Source organism: Leptolyngbya sp. UWPOB_LEPTO1 (assembly GCF_017302695.1).
In the GTDB taxonomy this organism is placed as follows: Bacteria; Cyanobacteriota; Cyanobacteriia; order Leptolyngbyales; family Leptolyngbyaceae; genus Leptolyngbya; species Leptolyngbya boryana.
In genome coordinates this window covers 81,098-98,126 of sequence record NZ_JAFLCJ010000012.1, presented here as the reverse complement: position 1 = coordinate 98,126, position 17,029 = coordinate 81,098, and the positions used below count along the sequence as shown (strand labels likewise).

The following is a 17,029-nucleotide window of genomic DNA, read 5'->3' as shown; positions in this document are numbered from 1 at the left end:
TTGGGAGATACATAGTTTAGGGTAGGATGAAATGATGTCTACCAAACTTATTTCTGGAGTGTCGCATGTCTATGACTTGACGGCTCCGACTTCCCATCCCGAAACGCTAGTTTTTATTCACGGCTGGATGCTCAGCCGAAATTATTGGCAACCCTTGATTGATCAACTGTCAGTCGATTATCAATGTCTGTCTTATGATTTGCGGGGTTTCGGTGAGTCTCAGCCTGGTCGAGATCGCGTCATCTTGCCAGAGGCTCAATCGTCTGGAAACCTGGCTGTTGCAGTACAGGCGAGGGTGACCCAATACAGCCTCTTATCGTATGCCAGAGATCTGGGCATGTTGCTCAGAGAGTTGCAGATTTCCAAGGCATGGTTGATCGGGCATTCGTTAGGAGGATGTGTGGCACTGTGGGCGGCGGATCAAATGCCGGAACAGGTTCAAGGCGTGATTTGCTTGAATTCAGGGGGCGGAATTTATTTGAAAGAAGCCTTTGAGCGGTTTCGATCCGCCGGGCAGCAAATGGTCAAATTTCGTCCAAAATGGTTGCCACAGTTACCGGGATTAGATTTAGTATTCACGCGCGCAAATGTGGTGCAGGCGATTGATCGATCGTGGGGTCGCCAGCGGTTGATTGATTTTGTCAAGGCTGATCCAGACGCTGCTGTTGGCACGTTGCTCGATTCGACGACAGAAGCCGAGGTGCATCGATTGCCGCAAGTTGTAGCACGCCTATCACAGCCTGTCTATTTTGTGGCAGGGACGAAGGATACAGTGATGGAGCCGAAATATGTTCGTCATCTTGCTAGTTTTCATCCGCGATTTGGCAGCGATGCGGACAATGTGCTAGAGATTGCCGATTGTGGACATTTATCGATGTTGGAAAAAACGGATGTTGTCGAGGCTCATATTCGTCGTATTTTGCGATCGTAAGTTCAACCAAGCAGAAATAGTTCTCAACTGTCTGCTCAAGGCTCAGATTCTCGCAAGCTAGGCGAAATGGGCAACGTTTATTCTTTGATCAAAGTGATAGTAGCTGCGATTCTTGTGATATATTGCTCCGCGGTGGGAGTGATTTTGTTACGAAGAATTTAAGTAAAAGCTACGTGAGCAAGATGCAAAGATCCGAAGAAAAAGCCCTGACTCGAATTCAAAAAGTAATCAAAAACACTGCTTTAGCTGTCAGTATTAGTCTGGGAGTCTGGAGCCAGTCTGAAGTTGCCACTGCCCAAACTTCGTTGTCCGATGCACCATTAAATTTTGCGGTGCGATCAACTTCTAGATTCTGCCGAAGCAATTTAGAATCTGCGATCGACGCTATTGTGAAAAATCCAAGATTTCGCAATGCTCGCTGGGGCATTCTGATTAAGCCGATCGAAACGCCTGCAATTCTCTACCAGTACAATCCGAATAGTTCACTTATTCCTGCCTCGAATGTCAAATTGCTGACGACCGCTGCCGCGCTGAAAATTGCTAGCACCAACAATCCTCAAACGATACCGTCTTTTAGTAACTGGGTGACTGAGGTCAATCGCTATAGCGATAACAATCGAGCAGATGCGCTGCGCCGTCGTATTGGAGGACAAGCTGCCATCAGAAATGCATTAGAACTGCTAGGAGTGAATGCCCAGAGCTATGCGCAAGTTGATGGTTCGGGACTCTCTCGCAATAATCGGGCAACGCCATCTGCTCTCGTTGCTCTCTTGGAAGGGATGTTTACGAATGATTCAAGTGGACTATTTTATCGATCTTTAGCCGTTGCCGGAGTGAATGGAACACTCCAAAATCGCTTTCGCAATACTCCCGTTCAAGGTCAATTTCATGGCAAGACTGGAACCTTGCGGGGAGTCAGGGCATTGTCTGGATATTTAGACAACCCGAACTATGGCACGATCGCGCTGAGTATTGTGGTCAATCAACCTGGGCAGTCAGGACAAGTCCTCGTCCAAGCAATCGACCAAATCGTGCTGAAAACGGCTCAAGTCGATCGCTGTGATTAGCCTGCGAATTCCGTGCTGAGGTGTATTGTGTGAGATCCTATTGATCAGGTGCTCGCACAAACTTCTCTCAAACTATGCCGCATACGATCGCTAAAATCTTGAAATTCTCCTTGATTGTTCTCCTCATTGCTGGAATGATTTGGGGAATCAATCAAATTGGTGTCGATCAACTCCGAACAGAAGTTCAACGCTTTGGCGTATGGAGTCCGATTGTTTTACTCGGACTGCGATTTGTCAGTATCGTGATTCCGATTCTTCCAGGGACGTTGTATGCGCTGCTCGCTGGCGGTCTGTTTGGATTTGGAGTTGGGTTAGCGACGATCGTTGTCGCCGATCTCCTTGCTTGTGTAATGAATTTTTACCTAGCACGTCGCTATGGTCGATCTCTTGTCCAAAAGCTGGTGGGCGCAAAATTTATGGAGCGCGTCGATCGGTTTAGCCAAAAGCATCTAGAGAAGAATTTCTTCTTAGCTACGGGCTTTATGATGGGCGGTGGTTTTGATTTTGTCGCGTATGGGATTGGCTTAACTCAGATGCGATGGAAAAAATTCCTAGCATCTTTGGGTCTGAGCTTGATTGTTGCCAAGCCTCCAACAGTTGCTTTGGGTGCAGGATTATTTGATGGCGGTCAAGCAGTAATCGGCATCGCAGTTATCAGTTGCTTTGCACTCGCGGTCGTCACTGCACTTTTGAATCGGCAAGCAGACAGTTCATCGGCAGAATAAGAAAAGAACTCCAGGCTTGACACAACTTGGAGTTCTGTAGCTGCTCGAAACTTTAAAGATTCAGGTCAGGAGAATAGGGTGAAGATCTGAAATGATAGTTGCTACTCCCCACCCTGCACAATGAATGCGATCGACGATTACTCATCCGACTCAAAATGCGAGTCCAAGAAATTCAGCGCATGATTCCGCAGTTCATAGTAAGCAGGAGAATTGCGAATCTTCGCTCGATCGCGGGGATGCTCAAACGGGACTTCTAGAATCTCTCCGATCGTAGCTTCAGGTCCATTCGTCATCAGCACAATGCGATCGCTCATATAAATCGCCTCATCGACATCATGCGTAATCATCATCACCGCTTGCCGATGCTGCTCCCAAATTTCTAGTACCTGTCGCTGTAATTTACTCTTCGTCAACGCATCCAAGGCTCCAAACGGCTCATCCATCAGCAGCATTTTTGGGCGGATTGCTAATGCTCTCGCAATCCCGACTCGCTGCTTCATGCCGCCTGAAATCTCATCCGGATACTTATCAGCCGCAGCATTGAGATTCACCATGGCAATGTGTTCATTGACAACCTGTTTTTTCTCAGCCGCAGACAAGCCTCGCGACACTTCATCGACAGCTAAGCGAATGTTCTGTCGAACGGTTAACCAAGGCAGCAATGAATAGTTCTGAAACACCATCATTCTCTCTGCTCCGGGTTTGCGAATTTCTCGCCCTTCGAGTAAAACGGAACCTGAAGTCGATCGCTCTAGTCCCGCCACAATTTTTAGCAACGTAGACTTCCCACAGCCCGAATGCCCAATAATCGAGATATATTCGCGCTCCCCGATCGTTAAATTGACATCTTTGAGAATCACAGTTTCGCGATCGCCGTTTTTATACGATTTAGAAAGCTGCTGAATTTCAAGAAATGCTGGTGCATATGACATCCCAAACTCAGGCTTTGGCGCATTGAGCATGTTGAATTTTGTCATGAAGAACTCCTTCTAAAATACTCGTTAACTACGAAAAATAAACCTAGGAAAAATAGACTTTTGTAGCTTGACTCGCCCGAATCTCGAAACTGTTGAGATACCCGACTGGATCGCTTGGGTCAAACGCTTTCTTGTCGATAAATGCTGCTGATGGCTCAACTTTGTAATCCTCAGTTGGACAAGCAATTCCCAACTCTGCTGCGACTTCGCGATAAATATCGGTGCGCCAAGATTTTGCTGCAATCTGATCCGCATCTTTCGGAATTTCTTTGATTTGTCCCCATCTCGCTGCTTGGGTCATCAGCCATAAACTGCGCGATTGCCACATAAAAGTAGAATGCTCATCTTTGACGTGAGGCACATCTTTCGGCATGTCGAAGAACATGGTTGTCGAATCTGATTTCACGGTTCGATTTTTGCCATCAAATCCGCCGTAGTTGTAGTCTCCGACGATCGCTGGTCGAGTAAATTTCACATTTGCTCCGGTATACGATCGCGCTGAAATAATCTGAGCGACTTCTTCTCGATTTTGATCACAGTAGCGACAGGCTTCGATCATCGCTTTGAGTAATGCCCGATAAGTTTTGGGATTCTCATCAATAAAAGATTGCATGACCGCAAGTAAGCGATCGGGATGTCCATTCCAGATCTCTCGTCCTTGAGCAAAAGTAAACCCGATGCCTTCATTCCCTGAAATTGCCCGTGTATTCCAGGGTTCAGCGACCATGTAACCTTGCATTGCGCCAATCCGCACATTCGTCACCATCTGGGGCGGGGGCACAATAATCACTCGAAACTCTTTGAGTGGATTGACTCCTGCTGCTGCAGCAACGTAGCGCACAAAGTACTCGTAGATTGAAGAACTGAGGACGACTGCCCAGACTCGTTGCTCTGAAGGTAAGTTATCAAAGTACTGTCGAAAGTCTTGCCCAAATGTGTCTAAGTTGCCGTTGTATGCTGACCAAGGACGCAATCCTGACTCCCACATTGCGCGATTCATCGTCATCGCATTTCCGTGATGATGAATGGTCATGCCAGCACACATCGGAGCATGGCGCGCGCCTTCTGCTCCAACTCGCGCATTTGTAACTGCTCCGGCAACGACGGGAGCCGCATCTAAGCGACCGAAGATTAAGCCATCTCGTGAGGTCGCCCAACTGGCTTCACGGCTCAATTGTACATTCAAGCCATATTTGCGAAAAAAGCCTTTTTCCCAAGCGATCGCAAATGGCGCACAGTCATTGACCGGAACATAGCCGATCGTCAAATTCGGTTTCTCTAACTCGCTCGATTGAATCACAGGAGTAACTGACATTGCAGCCTCAGAGAGTCCTTGGGGTGCACGACTGGCATTGATCGCACATGAAGGCAGTGAAGCTGCCACAGTCGATGTTCCCGCGCCGATTAAAAATGCTCGTCTTGTCCAATTTCTCATGCTCTACTCTCTGCATTCGGAGGATGTTCAGTTGAATGTCGGGTTCGGTTTAAGGGTGCTACAGTAACTTCGGCTTTAGCGTCTAAAGCTCCTAGAATCAGGGACTTTAAGTTTTGAAACCTCTAAATTTTCAAGATCTGCTAAGCCTACAAATTGCTATCAATCGTTCCTGATAGCACGCAATTCTCTAGAGAGTTTCTCGAAGCTAAACCGATCGCCGACGATGTGTTACTAGAGCTTCAAGCTGGGCTAATCCAAAATCTAATAGCAATCCTGTTAAGCCAATGACAAACACGGCTAAAAACACAGAGCTAAGATTCAATCGACTCCATTCATCCCACACAAAGAATCCGATTCCCACTCCGCCAGTTAGCATTTCGACTGCCACAATCACCAGCCAAGCAATTCCCAGGCTAATTCTCAAACCTGTAAAAATGTACGGCAAGCTAGCAGGGAGCACAATCTTCAGAATCCGCCGCCACTGCGGCATTTCTAACACTCGCGACACATCAATATAATCTTTTGGAACACTCGATACGCCCAACGCAGTGTTGATAATCGTTGCCCAAAGTGAAGTAATGAAGATCACGAAAATTGCTGAAGGATCAGCCAGATTGAAAATAGAAAGCGCGATCGGCAACCAAGCTAGCGGCGAAACGGGCTTAAAAATCTGAATGACTGGATTGAGCGCCATCATGGCTTTTTCAGACATGCCAATCAAAAAGCCGACTGGAATTGCTACCAATGCACCCAAGCTAAATCCAATCAATACCCGCCGCAAACTCGCAAGTAAGAGCCATCCTAATCCTAAGTCTCCAGGGCCTCGACGATAAAACGGATGCAGAATGTAATCCAAATTTGCCACCCATGCTTCAGGAGGCGTTGGAATCAACTCCGGTTTCGCAAGCGCGATCGCCCACCACAGCACAATCACACCTAGAAAACCTAGGAACGGTAAAAAGACACGATCGCGACTAATAACTGGACGAACCCGCCGCCCCATCGCTTGAGAAACAACAGCAAACATTGCTGCCAAATTGATTTGCAGGATCATAAGTTTAGATTCTCCAGAGCCACACTCTCGAATGCTGACGAAGTTAGCTGACGGGCGAGGGCTGCGAGATGCCCCCCATTGGGTTACTTAGAAATAACTAAGCTCACAACAGTAAGCCCCGAATAAACTGGTTCCTCCGCTTCAGAGATTACTCTCTGAATTAAGCTGACCGACTCGAATAGGAGATACTTTACCATCGAAGTATCAAAATGAACAATCTTTCTTTAGAAGTATTTCATGATCCTCTCACAGCAGAATGCATAAAAATTCTCAATCGATTGGATAATTTATCGATCGAACACTGTGCCCCTCTCCGATCTCTAGAACTAAATCTGCCTGCTTTAGTAGGGGCGGAATGAATAATTCAGGGTGTAAGGCTTGCCAAAAGTACTCGACAAATTCATCGATTTCAGCATCACTCATTCCAGCTTTACCTTGAGCAATCATTTTATGCTCAGCTTCTTTCCGCCATTGTTTGCTCAGTTGATACTCTGGAACATAGAGAATCACGAAGCGATCGAGTAATTCCCACAACGGTACATAGCTCTGCAATTGCTGATTCATGGCTTGTGCGAATTGCTGATCTGCAACAATCTCGAACTCAGAAACAATCGGGCGTACTCCCACAAACCATCCCTCAAAGAGAATAATATCTGCCTGTGTAATGAGTTCTGGCTCACTGCGATCGCCTTCGCCTCCATGAGCCGATTTATCAAATCTGGGCAGTGAGATCGGAAACTCTCCCCGCTGAAACTGCTGTAAAACCTCAATGCCTAATTGCACATCATGCGTTCCAGGTGGTCCTCGACGAATCATTCGCGGATCACGAGTTCGCAACCGAACTCGATCGACATACGGCAAATACAAATCATCAAGTGACCAACTCACAGTCGAGTAGCCGAGCTTGTTGAGAAGCAGCGCAAGGACTTTAGTTAAGGTCGTTTTTCCAGTGCCTTGCCCACCTAGAAACCCCTGAATGAGAACACGAGATTGAGCGTTGCGCCAATGTGCAATCTGAAAGGCTAAAGGTACCCAGATCTTCTTAATGGTGTCAGGGTCGGGCACAATTTCGAGTTCGTTGCAGAGTTCTACGATCGCAGCTTCGTGGATTTTAAGAAACTCGGATCGATTCCTTTCAGACTCATAATCAATATCCATAGAATCAAGTCTTTATCCGTCGCAATTCTATTATTGAATCAAAAAAACCGGGAGAATCTATCCCCCGGTCTATAACCCCTGAAATCAAACCCTAGCTCGTGCAGCGATTATTTAGCAGCAGCTTTTTGTACTTCGCTCTTTCTCGCCTTGAACTGAGTTGCCAGATTTTCTAGTTCAGAACTGCTGAAGTTATCGCGCAATGCTGCAAAGAACGTGCTTTCTTCTTGACGAACGTGATCCATGATCTCATCCATCAACTTGTTCAATGCAGACATGAACTGATCCGACATCATGTCCATTTTTTCCATCGCTTCAAGTGCGGGGAACCAGGAATTTTGCTCATCGTAAAGTTCTTGCAAGTCGCTTTCAGCATACTTACCTCGAACTGCGGGATAAGCAATTTCGTTTTCAGCGATCGCATGAGCGCGTAAGTCACTCGCCAACTGAGTGAAGAACTCTTTGCGCTTCATTTGATCTTGCGTTCCTTTGATTTCAGCAAACAGAACATTCACTTTTTGGTGATCCATCCGAATCACATCTTGAATGTTCATATCAGACTTGCCACTCGCTTGCGTGACAACACTACCTGCTACACCAGACAGTGCCGCAACCGCATCTTGAACCCGGCTCCACAGTCCTTGGTCTGCATCCATTCCGGTCAATTCGCGCACGCCCAACGTTTCGAGAACGCCTTTGAGTTGCTCTTGGTGAGCACGGTTTTCAAAGTTGACAGTATTTAGTGGAGTAATCGCCGCTTCGATATCTGCACCCACGCGCTGAGCAGCTTTGTGAATCGTGATTCCGGTCATCACTTGCTGATGCTTCATCAATTCATGTTGAAACACCTTTTCATACATGGTCAATTCGGAACCAGACATCATCTGATCCATCTTGCTGACGAATTCGCTAATCGTCTGCTTCGGTTCAGATGGCACACCATATTGAACAATCACAGTGTCCAAGATTCCCAGATTCTTCTGGTCATCTTTCAGCATCTCTTGAAAGCGCTTGGCAATCTCAGAATCTGTCGTTGCTGAAATAAATTCCTGTTCATTAGAGATGATTAATTCTTGAACAGCTTTCATATCCGCAAGCTTCATCGCGATCGCTTTGCGTTTCGTGTCGTCTACTGTTGTAACCATAATGAGTGTTCTCCAAATTTGCTCTTATTGAGATTTCGGTATTCGTTCCAGCTTTGAGCTTCGCACAGGCATCTAGAAACAACATCATTCCCGTGGTTGACTAAAATGTTGGGTAAATCACCTTCGGGATCAGACTCTAGATACACGTAGAATCTAAAATTTCGTCTTTAGATAGTTGCCTTTTGCTCAGTTGTGCTAGACGCTTTTGAATAAGAATAAAAAATGGGATGCTTAGGCGAATCGTGCCGCTAGGACTGTTCGCACATCACGTGAGAGAAATGCTAGGAGCAAGTATCGATGTCTACTTATGATGTGGTCATAATTGGTGCAGGTCACAATGGATTAGTCTGTGCTGCCTATCTACTCAAAGCTGGGTACAAAGTGCTTTTGCTAGAAAAGAGATCGGTTCCAGGGGGAGCCGCGACAACCGAAGAACTTCTACCCGAAGAAGCACCTGGATTTCGCTTTAATCGATGTGCGATCGATCATGAGTTTATCCATCTTGGTTCAGTGGTCGAAGAACTGGAGCTAGAAAAATATGGGTTGAAGTATCTTTACTGTGATCCGGTTGTCTTCTGTCCGCACCCGGATGGCACTTACTTTCTGGCGCATCAATCTGTTGAAAAAACTTGTGCTGGAATTGCTCAATATAGTGAGCGAGATGCGAGAAAGTATGCAGAGTTTGTGGATCTGTGGCAGCGGACGATCAACGCCATGATTCCCATGTTTAATGCTCCTCCTAAGTCAATTATTGATATTGCTGGAAACTATGATCTCAAGAAGATCAAAGATTTTCTATCAGTAGTTGGTTCCACGAACAAAGCACTCGATTTTGTGCGAACGATGCTTTCGAGCGCTGAGGATATTTTGCATGAGTACTTTGACACAGAAACAGTCAAAGCACCTCTAGCTCGATTAGCAGCAGAAATGAGTGTGCCACCTTCACAGAAGAATTTAGCGATCGGAGCAATGATGATGGCAATGCGACATCATCCAGGAATGGCACGACCGCAAGGGGGAACAGGTGCGCTGACCGCTGCTTTAGTAAAATTAGTTCAATCTCTAGGCGGGGAAATTCTCACAGATCAATCAGTGAAGCAAATTCTGATTGATGACGGAAAAGCAGTGGGTGTCAGAGTTGCAACAGGTCAGGAATATCGCGCGACTCGTGGCGTAATTTCTAACATTGATGCGAGACGAGTATTTTTGCAACTCGTCGATCCAAGCGATGTAGATTCAGCCGATGAACATTTGCGAGAAAGGCTCGATCGTAGAATCGTGAACAATAATGAAACGATTCTAAAAATCGATCTGGCAATGTCTGAACCCTTGAAATTTATTCATCACGATCACAAAGATGAGTATCTCATTGGTTCAGTGCTGATTGCGGATTCGGTTAAGCATGTAGAAATTGCTCATCACGATTCTTCGATCGGTAAAATTCCCGATGCTGATCCCTCGATGTACATTGTTCAACCGACGATGCTCGATCCGACGATGGCTCCTGAGGGTGGTCATACGGTGTGGATTGAATTCTTTGCGCCTTATCAGGTTGAGAATGCTGAAGGAACAGGCTTGAATGGCACAGGCTGGACAGATGAATTGAAAAATAAAGTTGCCGATCGTGTCGTCGATAAGCTGGCTGACTATGCGCCTAATGTGAAAACAGCTACGATCGCTCGTGCGGTTGAAAGCCCTGCCGAGTTAGGGGAACGGCTTGGCTCTTACAAAGGTAATTACTATCACATTGATATGACCTTAGAGCAGATGGTCTTTTTCCGACCTTTGCCAGAGATTGCGAATTATAAAACCCCGATCGAGAATCTTTATCTCACAGGAGCAGGAACACATCCGGGTGGGTCAATTTCGGGAATGCCGGGGCGGAATTGTGCGCGAGTGTTTCTCCATGCTCAGCAACCGTTTTTGCAGACGTTTCGGGATGCAGGCAGTTCGATCAAGTCTGTTTTTGATGGGTTGTTTCAGAAATAATCACGATCGATAGTTTGATCCTCATGCTGGTTGATTTGATAAAACGATTGAGCTTCTCTTTGCTGCGGTGCTTCTCTGAGCGAATTAAAAAATTAGGAATCCTGGGTGGTGCTGATGAATTAATTCTTACAATTGAGAAAAAGCTAGAGGATGATTCATGTTTGGAAAGAAGCCCCCGGAAAATCCAACTCAGTCTCAGTCGATCGGTGGAAATGTCACAGGTAGCCAAGTGCAGATGGCGCAAGCAGGTCGTGATCTGACGGCGGTTCAGCGCGGTGACTCGGACGATCAGACGCAAGGCATGACGATCGCTGAAGTGGTGCAACTGCTGGAAAAGCTAGAAACAGCGATTAAATCATCCGGGGTCGCTGAGACAGAACAAGAAGAAATGCTGGATTATCTCGACGCTGCTAAGAAAGAGGCGAAAAAAGAAGCGGCGAAGAAAAAGGAAGCGAATAAGACCCTGATTGGCGAGAATCTGAAGCAAGTGAGTGAGACGATGAAGAACTTACAGGAGACTTCAGAGGCGGCGAAGGGTTTATGGCAGACGGGAGCGGAGATCTTGAAAGCGATCGCGCCTTGGCTTGGGGTGGCGATGCATTTTTTTGGGATTTAAGAATTAACAACGATGGCTTCTCAAGATCAAAACATCGGCGGCGACATTAACAATAGCGAGGTCGATCTCACTCAAGCAGGACGAGATCTGAAACAGATTGCAGGCGACGATCGCAGTACGACGATCTATCAAACTTTCCTGCAAACCTTTCCGCAGCCTGGGAAAAAGTGGGACGATCGACAATCTCGTATTCTTGAAAAAATGCAGGAGGATGTGATCGCTCGGCTGGATTTTACGCTGAATGATGACGATGTTTTGATTCCGTTGCAGATGAAACCGTATGGTGCAAATTCGAGTAAGGCATCGCTAAAACTGCGGCGGAAGTTAAAAACAGAAGGTCAGGAAGAAGTTGACCTGGATTTGAATGACGCGATCGTAAAAGTCTTCTGTCGTAAAGATGTTCGCAAGAAATTGCTGATTTTGGGTGCGCCAGGAGCGGGGAAAACGACGACGCTGTTGACCTTGGCGCAGGATTTGTTGGCGGGCGCGATCGACAATCTGGGTTCTGTGATTCCGATTATTTTTGAGTTATCGACTTGGAAGACGGGGAAGATCGAGGATTGGCTGGTGCAGCAGCTTCGATCGGGGTTTAACCTGGCGGAAGATCAGGGAAAGGATTGGATTGAGAAACAATTGCTGTTGCCGCTCCTGGATGGGTTAGATGAGTTGGGAATGGAGCAGCAGACGCAGTGTATTGCAGCGCTGAATGAGTTTGCGAGTGGGTATCCGCATTTAGTCGTGTGTTGTCGGGTGCAGGAGTATGAGGATGCCGGAGCGAGTTTGAGATTGATGCCGGGGCAGATTTGTTTGCAATCGCTGAGCGAAACGCAGATTCAGCAATATTTACAGGAGATTGAACTGGATTCGTTGTGGCAGGCGATTCAAACTTCGGCAGAGATGCGGCAGATGTTGCAGCCGGACAAAGACGGGAATCCGGGGATTTTTCAGGTTCCGTTGCTGTTGAGTATTGCGGCTGAGGCGTATGATGGGCAGCCGTTTTCGAGTCGAGAAGAATTGTATGAGGCGTATGTTGAGAAGCGACTATATCGGGAGACGCGGGAGAGAGAGCGACAGTTTCGGCGGGATGAGAAAAAACAGTGGGCTTATGTGACGGTGGAGGCGGAGCCAAATTGGTCGGAAACTCGGCGGTCTTTGGCTTGGTTGGCGCGACAGTTGCAGAGTCGGGATCAGGTGGAGTTGCTGATTGAGAAAATGCAGCCGAGTTGGTTGGAGACGAAGCGAGCAAGACGACAGTATCGGCTGGTGTTTGGATTAATATTCGGACTATTTTTTGGATTAATGATTGGACTATTTTTTGGTTTAATTTCGGGGCTAGTAATTGGATTAATATCTGGACTCACATTTGGATTGATTAATACGCTAAGCGGCTGGTTACTTGGCTGGCAAGTTTTTGGAAAAGATTACATTGTTACTATAGAGTCATTTCAAATCTCGATGTCAGTAGCAGGCAAAGCAGCACTGTCTAGTCTGATTCTTGGAACAATCTCAGGTCTGCTGGGAGGACTCCTTTTTGGGCTGATTCTTTGGCTAAACGGGGATTTAATTCTTGGAATGATTTTAGGCTTTGTTATTTCCTCAACCTTCACTGTAATTTATATCCTACTAGGCTGGTTCCAGCAGGATTTACAAAGACGTGCTAAGCCTAATCAAGGAATTTGGAACTCACTACACAACACCGCTTGGACAAGCATTTTTATCTATCCCTTCTTGCTCATATTGCTATCGTTAATTCCGGCTGCCATCCATCTAGCCAGAAAGCAGTATGATTTTAATTTTTTCACTGTTCTTTCAGAGACTGTACAAATCTTCCTAATTCCTGGAGTGCCACTAGCACTGATTCTAGGAGCTTATTTAGGTGGTGGACTCGCTTGCATTCAGCACCTCTGTCTCCGCCTCATCCTCACCCACACCCACAAAATCCCCTGGAACCTCGCCCAATTCCTCAACTACTGTACCGAGCGCCGCCTACTCCAGTGCATCGGCGGACGCTACCGCTTTCTCCACCGCGAACTCCTCGACTACTTCGCCACCCTGCAAACCTGAGCCTCACTGCTCAATCTCATAACCTGCTCACTCGATCGCATAGTCGCCCATCTGTCTAAAACTCGGTGGATGCAATCCTAAAACAATATCTTGCCGTTCGACTCCCGCCTGCATCAGAGATCGAGCAATATCCACATCAGTACGATTCTCTTGTATCCAAACCTTACCGTTGATCAAATCGAGATGCACAATCGGCAAAAAGACCCGTTCATCTTCACGCCACCCCAAATCTAGCAGTTGATATCGATCGTGGACTGTATCGAACACTGGAACCGTCTCAATCTCATCTTTAGAAGCGTGTAAAAACTGATTCAAAACTTCAATGACGATCGCTCGATAATCGTTCTTTTTCGGGCTTACGTCGAGTGTGGCATTGGGCTGACAGGTGGCATCCATTGTCGAATCTCCTTTTCCGTAACATCAATCAATATCAGTCGAACATTGTGAGCTTGAAGACTAGCTTGAAAAAACTCATCTGTGAAATGTCGATCGTAAATGAAGCTAGGAACTGCAAGATAGGGAATTCGGGGTGATTCAAGCCGCTCTAATACTAAACGATAATGCAAATATTGCCCGATCGCCTGATGAAACTCATACACAACGCTCGGAGCAACAAAGCTTTTGACTTCTACCGCGATCTGAATATTTTCCTTCTCAGCAATCAAAAGCCGCTCTGCTGATAAATCAACCTCTAATCGGATATTGCCATATTTCAGAGTTAAGGGTGCAATCTGCACCCACCCGTCTTTAGCTAATGCCTCTCTGACAGCCTCATGAAAAATATCTTTTGCTGGCATCCTTCAGCCCTACAACTTCGGACTCCGAGTATGCCAATCCGTCGCCTGCTCATAAGCATAAGCAACTTGGAAAACCTGATCCTCTCTCAACACATTGCCAACAATCTGAAGTCCGATCGGTAAACCTTGCGAATCAAATCCACAAGGCACACTCATTCCCGGCAATCCTGCCAAATTCACCGGAATCGTCATCAAGTCAATCAGATACATACTCAATGGATCTTGCGACTTATCGCCGAGCTTAAATGCAGTCGTCGGAGCCGTCGGTGAAACTAAAACATCCACTTCCTCAAACGCTTTCTCGAAATCTTGTTTGATCAGCGTTCTCACCTTCTGAGCTTTCAAATAATACGCATCGTAATATCCAGCCGAGAGCGCATACGTTCCGATCATGATCCGGCGCTTCACCTCCGCGCCAAATCCTTCTGATCGCGTTTTCGTATACATCTCCATTAAATTCTCAGCATCCTCAATCCGCGCCCCATACTTCACCCCGTCATATCGTGCCAAATTCGCCGAAGCCTCAGACGGAGCAATAATGTAATACGCTGCAATTCCATACCGGAATCGAGGGCAAGAAATTTCTTTGACTTCTGCACCTAACGCTTTGAGCTGATCGATCGCAGCATTCACCGATTTCTCGACTTCGGGATCAAGCCCTTCGCCAAACGTTTCTTTGATGACTCCAACTTTTTTCCCTTTCAAGTCAGTCGTTAAAAACTGCGTGTAATCAGGAACGTCTACTTTCAAACTCGTAGAATCTTTCGGATCGTATCCCGCGATCGCATTGAGCAAAATTGCTGCATCTTCCACCGATCGCGCAAACGGTCCAATCTGATCCAACGACGACGCAAATGCCACTAATCCATACCGTGAAACCAATCCATAAGTCGGCTTCATCCCCACAATTCCACAGAATGAAGCAGGCTGCCGAATCGATCCCCCGGTGTCTGATCCCAACGAAATCGGACATTCTCCGCCTGCAACCGCTGCTGCTGAACCACCCGATGATCCGCCCGGAACTCGTGAAATATCCCAAGGATTCGCTGTCTTCGCATAAGCTGAAGTCTCGGTCGATCCGCCCATTGCGAACTCATCGAGATTCGTCTTGCCGACCATCACCGCGCCCGCATCGATCAATTTCTGCGTCACCGTCGATTCATAAGGCGGCACAAAATTCTGCAAAATCTTAGACGCACAAGTGGTTGGAACCCCTTGCGTACAGAGATTATCTTTAATCGCGATCGGAATTCCTGCCAGCAGTCCGATTTCTCCTCCAGCAGCAATCTTTGCATCAATTTGCTTCGCCTGTTCTAATGCGCGATCGTTCGTGACCTGCAAAAAACTATGCAACTTCGGCTCCAATGCTTGAATCCGATCCAGCGACTCCTGCACAATCTCAACGCAAGACCGCTCTTTGCTAATCAGTTGCTGATGCAACTCACGAATCGATGCCATACGAACCTTCCTCAATAGACGTGCGCACTCAAAAATCTGCACAAGTTTACAGTATAGGGGAAGCCAGAGATCGAGCGTTAGAAAAAAAGACGTTATCCCACTAGCAAATTCTGGGAATTTTGAGAGCAAAGCAGAAACTTTAAACTTCTATGACTGCGTTGCGAATTCTATTCGCGCTTGGCTCAGTCAGCGGCTGGAATAATTTCTGCGTCAGTTCTAGGGGGCTAGGTTAAATTGTTTACATCAATTTCCTACGCGCTCTATGATTTCAAATTCCTGAAATTCGCGATATTTCTCAGTTTTTCGTCCAAGTTTTCTGTGGCGTGCATGTGATTACTCTAACTTTATTACACCCAGTTCAGCTAACGCCCGTTCAACACTGGACTTTTGAGGACTCCCCAGTGGTAAAAGTCGGTCGATCGACTGACAATCACGTTGTGCTGTATAGCGCAGTTGTGTCTCGTTACCACGTCGAACTTCGGCAAGTCAACTTAGCCTGGGAGTTGGTCAGTCTCGGTGCGAATGGGACTTATTTTGAAGGCAAACGAGTCTTACAATTGCCTGTGCGAGATGGCATGATTTTCCGACTCGCGCGATCGGGTCCCAATCTTCAAGTTCATTTTGGGCGACCTGAAACTCTGACCGTGAAGCGTTCTGTTGAGCCTGCGAAAATTCCCGTTGCGGCTCTCAATGTGCCGTTTACGAGTACCGAGGATGAGGATAGAACTCAGCCTCTGCTCAATACTCAAACGATCGCGGTTTCAGATTCTAAGACAACGATGGATACAGATGTATCTATCGGGCATCCCAGTGCGGAGTGGATTCGCAAGCAAGATGAAACGAGAATCGGCAAATATCAAGAGATTCAACTGCTCAGCCAAGGCAAAGTGGGGATCACCTATCTGGGAGAGCGAGACGGCGAATTGCTGCTGCTCAAAACGCTCAATCCTGATTGGATCAATCATCCCCAAGCGCTTGCCTTGTTTGAACGTCAGTCTAAGATGCTCAAGCAACTGAATCATCCTGGTCTTCCGCGCTGGCGGGATTTTTTTCGGATTGACGGACAACCTTTTCTTGTGACAGAGCGGATTTCTGGGCAGACGCTCTGTCACTACATTGGCGATCGCGGCAAAGTCGAACTCAAGCAAGCGATCGCGTGGATGGTAGAAGTCTGCGAAATCTTGGAATATCTCCATGACCAATCTCCTCCTGTGTTGCACCAAGATCTTCGTCCTCATAATTTGATTTACCGTGCTCACGCTACGTCTTCCTATCAGCTTGCGTTGGTCGATTTTGGCAGTGTCCGGGGATTGGGTATGGATGAGACTTCTGCCGCTTATCTTGCCCCAGAGCAAAAAAATGGACAGGCAACATACCTTTCTGATCTCTATGCGCTCGGCACAACGTTAGCCTTTCTGATTTCAGGGCAACATCCGCATCTGTTTTACCGACAATGGCGGCAGGAATATCGCTTCAGTCCCGATTTGATTCCGGGATTACTACCGCAATTGATCGAAGTTTTATATCAATTAACCGAACCGAACCCGGCAGATCGCTACCAGTCTGCGCGTGAAGTTCTAACGGCATTGCGATCGCTGATTTAAGCCAAAATCTGA

15 protein-coding genes and 1 riboswitch are annotated in these 17,029 nt (G+C 46.8%); of the genes, 7 read left to right on the top strand and 8 right to left on the bottom strand.

Features of this window, described 5'->3' with window-relative positions; translation table 11 throughout:
- Positions 1-34: 34 nt before the first annotated feature.
- From J0L70_RS18515 to J0L70_RS18505, 3 genes are all read left to right on the top strand, one after another.
- Entirely contained in the window at positions 35-931 is an 897-nt protein-coding gene (locus J0L70_RS18515; protein ID WP_017288147.1) for an alpha/beta fold hydrolase, read from the top strand.
- A 182-nt stretch (positions 932-1,113) separates the two neighbouring features.
- On the top strand, positions 1,114-1,998 hold the full coding sequence (locus J0L70_RS18510; protein WP_017288148.1) for a D-alanyl-D-alanine carboxypeptidase: 885 nt from the start codon (positions 1,114-1,116) through the stop codon (positions 1,996-1,998).
- 74 nt (positions 1,999-2,072) lie between these two features.
- Entirely contained in the window at positions 2,073-2,723 is a 651-nt protein-coding gene (locus J0L70_RS18505) for a TVP38/TMEM64 family protein (RefSeq protein ID WP_287455506.1), read from the top strand.
- 137 nt (positions 2,724-2,860) lie between these two features.
- On the opposite strand, the gene J0L70_RS18500 is transcribed toward J0L70_RS18505, so the two are convergent.
- The 5 genes from J0L70_RS18500 to J0L70_RS18480 form a co-directional block, all read right to left on the bottom strand.
- The gene (locus J0L70_RS18500; protein ID WP_017288151.1) at positions 2,861-3,700 is read right to left on the bottom strand and encodes an ABC transporter ATP-binding protein; all 840 of its coding nucleotides are present in this window, start codon (positions 3,698-3,700) and stop codon (positions 2,861-2,863) included.
- A 43-nt stretch (positions 3,701-3,743) separates the two neighbouring features.
- Positions 3,744-5,135 carry an ABC transporter substrate-binding protein gene (locus J0L70_RS18495; RefSeq protein ID WP_287455505.1) on the bottom strand — a complete coding sequence of 464 codons (1,392 nt, stop codon included), beginning with the start codon at positions 5,133-5,135 and terminating at the stop codon, positions 3,744-3,746.
- Between the two features lie 205 nt (positions 5,136-5,340).
- Complete coding sequence (gene ntrB / locus J0L70_RS18490; protein WP_287455504.1) at positions 5,341-6,189, bottom strand: nitrate ABC transporter permease; 849 nt, start codon at positions 6,187-6,189, stop codon at positions 5,341-5,343.
- Positions 6,190-6,206: 17 nt separating this feature from the next.
- Positions 6,207-6,366, bottom strand: a riboswitch (cyclic di-AMP (ydaO/yuaA leader).
- A 93-nt stretch (positions 6,367-6,459) separates the two neighbouring features.
- Positions 6,460-7,347: a glycerate kinase gene (locus J0L70_RS18485; protein WP_287455503.1), complete on the bottom strand. Its 888-nt coding sequence runs from the start codon at positions 7,345-7,347 to the stop codon at positions 6,460-6,462.
- 107 nt (positions 7,348-7,454) lie between these two features.
- Positions 7,455-8,489 carry a hemerythrin domain-containing protein gene (locus tag J0L70_RS18480; protein WP_287455502.1) on the bottom strand — a complete coding sequence of 345 codons (1,035 nt, stop codon included), beginning with the start codon at positions 8,487-8,489 and terminating at the stop codon, positions 7,455-7,457.
- Positions 8,490-8,786: 297 nt separating this feature from the next.
- Between J0L70_RS18480 and crtO the strand changes: the two genes are divergently transcribed.
- The 3 genes from crtO to J0L70_RS18465 all read left to right on the top strand — a co-directional run bounded on the left by crtO (position 8,787) and on the right by J0L70_RS18465 (position 13,158).
- Positions 8,787-10,478, top strand: coding sequence for a beta-carotene ketolase CrtO (gene crtO, locus J0L70_RS18475; RefSeq protein WP_287455501.1), 1,692 nt, complete (start codon positions 8,787-8,789; stop codon positions 10,476-10,478).
- Positions 10,479-10,635: 157 nt separating this feature from the next.
- On the top strand, positions 10,636-11,094 hold the full coding sequence (locus J0L70_RS18470; protein WP_287455500.1) for a hypothetical protein: 459 nt from the start codon (positions 10,636-10,638) through the stop codon (positions 11,092-11,094).
- Positions 11,095-11,106: 12 nt separating this feature from the next.
- A complete protein-coding gene (locus tag J0L70_RS18465; RefSeq protein WP_287455499.1) occupies positions 11,107-13,158 on the top strand; it encodes an NACHT domain-containing protein in 2,052 nt (683 codons plus the stop codon).
- Between the two features lie 27 nt (positions 13,159-13,185).
- Here J0L70_RS18465 and J0L70_RS18460 read toward each other — a convergent pair whose 3' ends face one another.
- Genes J0L70_RS18460 through gatA form a run of 3 tightly spaced genes read right to left on the bottom strand, consistent with a single transcriptional unit; the run spans position 13,186 to position 15,413 of the window.
- A complete protein-coding gene (locus J0L70_RS18460) occupies positions 13,186-13,554 on the bottom strand; it encodes a XisI protein (RefSeq protein WP_287455498.1) in 369 nt (122 codons plus the stop codon).
- Entirely contained in the window at positions 13,515-13,955 is a 441-nt protein-coding gene (locus J0L70_RS18455) for an element excision factor XisH family protein (RefSeq protein ID WP_287455497.1), read from the bottom strand. The genes J0L70_RS18460 and J0L70_RS18455 overlap by 40 nt, the downstream gene beginning before the upstream one ends.
- Before the next feature lie 9 nt (positions 13,956-13,964).
- Entirely contained in the window at positions 13,965-15,413 is a 1,449-nt protein-coding gene (gatA, locus tag J0L70_RS18450) for an Asp-tRNA(Asn)/Glu-tRNA(Gln) amidotransferase subunit GatA (protein WP_287455496.1), read from the bottom strand.
- A gap of 401 nt (positions 15,414-15,814) precedes the next feature.
- Here gatA and J0L70_RS18445 point away from each other — a divergent pair, with 401 nt between their 5' ends.
- Positions 15,815-17,017, top strand: a complete 1,203-nt coding sequence (locus J0L70_RS18445) for a protein kinase domain-containing protein (RefSeq protein ID WP_287455495.1) — start codon at positions 15,815-15,817, stop codon at positions 17,015-17,017.
- The last annotated feature ends 12 nt before the right edge of the window (positions 17,018-17,029 follow it).

What these genes read in the sequence shown, in the direction of transcription:
- J0L70_RS18480 (WP_287455502.1), bottom strand. Translation starts at nt 8,489, where the DNA reads ATGGTTACAACAGTAGACGACACGAAACGCAAAGCGATCGCGATGAAG.
- J0L70_RS18485 (WP_287455503.1), bottom strand. Translation starts at nt 7,347, where the DNA reads ATGGATATTGATTATGAGTCTGAAAGGAATCGATCCGAGTTTCTTAAA.
- J0L70_RS18515 (WP_017288147.1), top strand. Translation starts at nt 35, where the DNA reads ATGTCTACCAAACTTATTTCTGGAGTGTCGCATGTCTATGACTTGACG.
- ntrB (WP_287455504.1), bottom strand. Translation starts at nt 6,189, where the DNA reads ATGATCCTGCAAATCAATTTGGCAGCAATGTTTGCTGTTGTTTCTCAA.
- J0L70_RS18460 (WP_287455498.1), bottom strand. Translation starts at nt 13,554, where the DNA reads ATGGATGCCACCTGTCAGCCCAATGCCACACTCGACGTAAGCCCGAAA.
- gatA (WP_287455496.1), bottom strand. Translation starts at nt 15,413, where the DNA reads ATGGCATCGATTCGTGAGTTGCATCAGCAACTGATTAGCAAAGAGCGG.
- J0L70_RS18510 (WP_017288148.1), top strand. Translation starts at nt 1,114, where the DNA reads ATGCAAAGATCCGAAGAAAAAGCCCTGACTCGAATTCAAAAAGTAATC.
- J0L70_RS18505 (WP_287455506.1), top strand. Translation starts at nt 2,073, where the DNA reads ATGCCGCATACGATCGCTAAAATCTTGAAATTCTCCTTGATTGTTCTC.
- J0L70_RS18470 (WP_287455500.1), top strand. Translation starts at nt 10,636, where the DNA reads ATGTTTGGAAAGAAGCCCCCGGAAAATCCAACTCAGTCTCAGTCGATC.
- J0L70_RS18500 (WP_017288151.1), bottom strand. Translation starts at nt 3,700, where the DNA reads ATGACAAAATTCAACATGCTCAATGCGCCAAAGCCTGAGTTTGGGATG.
- crtO (WP_287455501.1), top strand. Translation starts at nt 8,787, where the DNA reads ATGTCTACTTATGATGTGGTCATAATTGGTGCAGGTCACAATGGATTA.
- J0L70_RS18495 (WP_287455505.1), bottom strand. Translation starts at nt 5,135, where the DNA reads ATGAGAAATTGGACAAGACGAGCATTTTTAATCGGCGCGGGAACATCG.
- J0L70_RS18465 (WP_287455499.1), top strand. Translation starts at nt 11,107, where the DNA reads ATGGCTTCTCAAGATCAAAACATCGGCGGCGACATTAACAATAGCGAG.
- J0L70_RS18455 (WP_287455497.1), bottom strand. Translation starts at nt 13,955, where the DNA reads ATGCCAGCAAAAGATATTTTTCATGAGGCTGTCAGAGAGGCATTAGCT.